This is a genomic window from Streptomyces sp. NPDC059456, assembly GCF_042750055.1.
In the GTDB taxonomy this organism is placed as follows: Bacteria; Actinomycetota; Actinomycetes; order Streptomycetales; family Streptomycetaceae; genus Streptomyces.
The window spans coordinates 1-2,250 of sequence record NZ_JBHYVA010000977.1; the positions used below are offsets into that span (position 1 = coordinate 1).

Here is a 2,250-nt window from a genome sequence, read left to right on the forward strand (position 1 = left end):
TCGCTCGCCTGTCCTCTGGCGGCCCGGGGGGGGGGGGGGGCGGGGCGCCGGCCCCCCCGCCCTAAGCGGAAGGTCAGCCCTGCGGGTGGTGGGCCGGGATCGGGGGGAGCTCGCCGGTCTGCTCGTACGCGGAGAGCATCTCGATGCGGCGGGTGTGGCGCTCCTCGCCGGAGTACGGGGTCGCGAGGAAGGCCTCGATGAAGGAGACGGCCTCGTCCTGGGTGTGCATCCGGCCGCCGACGGAGATCACGTTGGCGTTGTTGTGCTCACGGCCGAGCTTCGCGGTCTCGACGCTCCAGGCCAGGATGGCGCGGACGCCCTTGACCTTGTTCGCGGCGATCTGCTCGCCGTTGCCGGAGCCGCCGATGACGATGCCGAGGCTGTCGGCGTCCGCGGCGGTCTTCTCCGCGGCGCGCAGGCAGAACGGCGGGTAGTCGTCCACCGCGTCGTAGATGTGGGGCCCGCAGTCGACGGGCTCGTGGCCGTTGTTCTTGAGCCAGTCCACCAGGTGGTTCTTGAGCTCAAAGCCGGCATGGTCGGATCCGAGGTACACGCGCATGGCACGAGTGTGGCACGGGCACCCCCCGCAGACCGCGGCAGGGTGTCGCGTAAGTCACTTCTAAAGCTCAAGTAAACCCAAAGAACGCAGATGGGACACGGCGGGGCCGCGGTCCTGGACGTTCCTCCCAAAGCAACGATCCGGACTGAGGTCTTCCGTCCTGCGTTCATCTCAGGTTTGAATGCCCGGGCTCGCAACCCGAGAACCTAAGGATCCGTCCATGAGCTCCACGACGACCCTTCAGAAGGCAGGCGACCCGTCCGGTAACTCCGGCGACACGCAGCCCTCAGACGGTCTGAAGGCCGGTCTCAAGAACCGCCACCTGTCCATGATCGCCATTGGCGGCGTCATCGGCGCCGGCCTCTTCGTCGGCTCCGGTGGCGGCATCGCCAAGGCCGGCCCCGCCATCCTGATCTCGTACCTCCTCGTCGGCGCCATGGTCGTCTTCGTGATGCGGATGCTGGGCGAGATGGCCGCCGCCAGCCCGAACTCCGGCTCCTTCTCCGCGTACGCCGACCGTGCGCTCGGCCGCTGGGCCGGCTTCTCCATCGGCTGGCTGTACTGGTTCTTCTGGGTCGTCGTGCTCGCCGTGGAGGCGACCGCCGGTGCGAAGATCCTCGAGGGCTGGATCCCGGCCGTCCCGCAGTGGGGCTGGGCGCTGATCGTGATGGTGGTCCTGACGATCACCAACCTCGGCTCCGTCTCCTCCTACGGCGAGTTCGAGTTCTGGTTCGCCGGCATCAAGGTCGTCGCCATCGGCGCCTTCGTCATCGTCGGCATGCTCGCCGTCTTCGGCGTGCTGCCGGGTTCGGACAACCCGGGTGCGGGCTTCGCCCACCTCACCGACGCCGGCGGATTCATGCCGAACGGCTGGGGCTCCATCCTCACCGGTGTGCTGATGGTCGTCTTCTCCTTCATGGGCAGCGAGATCGTCACCCTGGCGGCCGGCGAGTCCGAGGACCCGCGCCGCGCGGTCACCAAGGCCACCAACTCGGTGATCTGGCGCATCGGCGTCTTCTACCTGGGCTCGATCTTCATCGTGCTCACCCTGCTGCCGTGGAACGACAAGTCGATCGTCGAGAAGGGCTCGTACGTCGCCGCCCTGGACTCCATCGGCATCGCGCACGCCGGCCAGATCATGAACGTGATCGTCCTGACCGCCGTGCTGTCCTGCCTGAACTCGGGCATGTACACCGCCTCCCGCATGGCGTTCTCGCTGGGCGAGCGCGGTGACGCGCCCAAGGTCTTCGCCAAGGTCAACAAGCGGGGCGTGCCCACCGCCGCGATCCTGGGCTCGGTGGTCTTCGGCTTCGCCGCCGTCTACTTCAACTACACCTCCCCGGACACGGTCTTCAGCTTCCTGCTGAACTCCTCGGGTGCGATCGCGCTCTTCGTGTGGCTGGTCATCTGCCTGACCCAGCTGCGGATGCGCAAGATCCTGGTGCGCGAGGCGCCGGAGAAGCTCACGGTCAAGATGTGGCTCTTCCCGTACCTGACGTGGGCCACCGCCGCGATGATCACCTTCGTCCTGGCCTACATGGTCTACGACAAGGACAACCGCGAGACGGTCATGCTGTCGCTGCTGGTCGCCGCGGTCGTGCTGGTCATCGGCGTGGTGCGCGACATGCGCCGCAAGGCCGCCGCGCGCGCCTAGGCCACGACGCACGGCAGCCCCGGACCACCACGTGGTG

General features: G+C 67.7%; 2 protein-coding genes. One reads left to right on the forward strand and one right to left on the reverse strand.

The window, feature by feature from the left end; translation table 11 throughout:
* Nucleotides 1-73 precede the first annotated feature (73 nt).
* Nucleotides 74-559, reverse strand: a complete 486-nt coding sequence (locus ACFXA3_RS41275) for a ribose-5-phosphate isomerase (protein ID WP_054226804.1) — start codon at nucleotides 557-559, stop codon at nucleotides 74-76.
* Nucleotides 560-779: 220 nt separating this feature from the next.
* On the opposite strand from ACFXA3_RS41275, the gene ACFXA3_RS41280 reads away from it, so the two are divergent.
* Nucleotides 780-2,213 carry an amino acid permease gene (locus tag ACFXA3_RS41280; protein ID WP_385196445.1) on the forward strand — a complete coding sequence of 478 codons (1,434 nt, stop codon included), beginning with the start codon at nucleotides 780-782 and terminating at the stop codon, nucleotides 2,211-2,213.
* Nucleotides 2,214-2,250 lie beyond the last annotated feature (37 nt).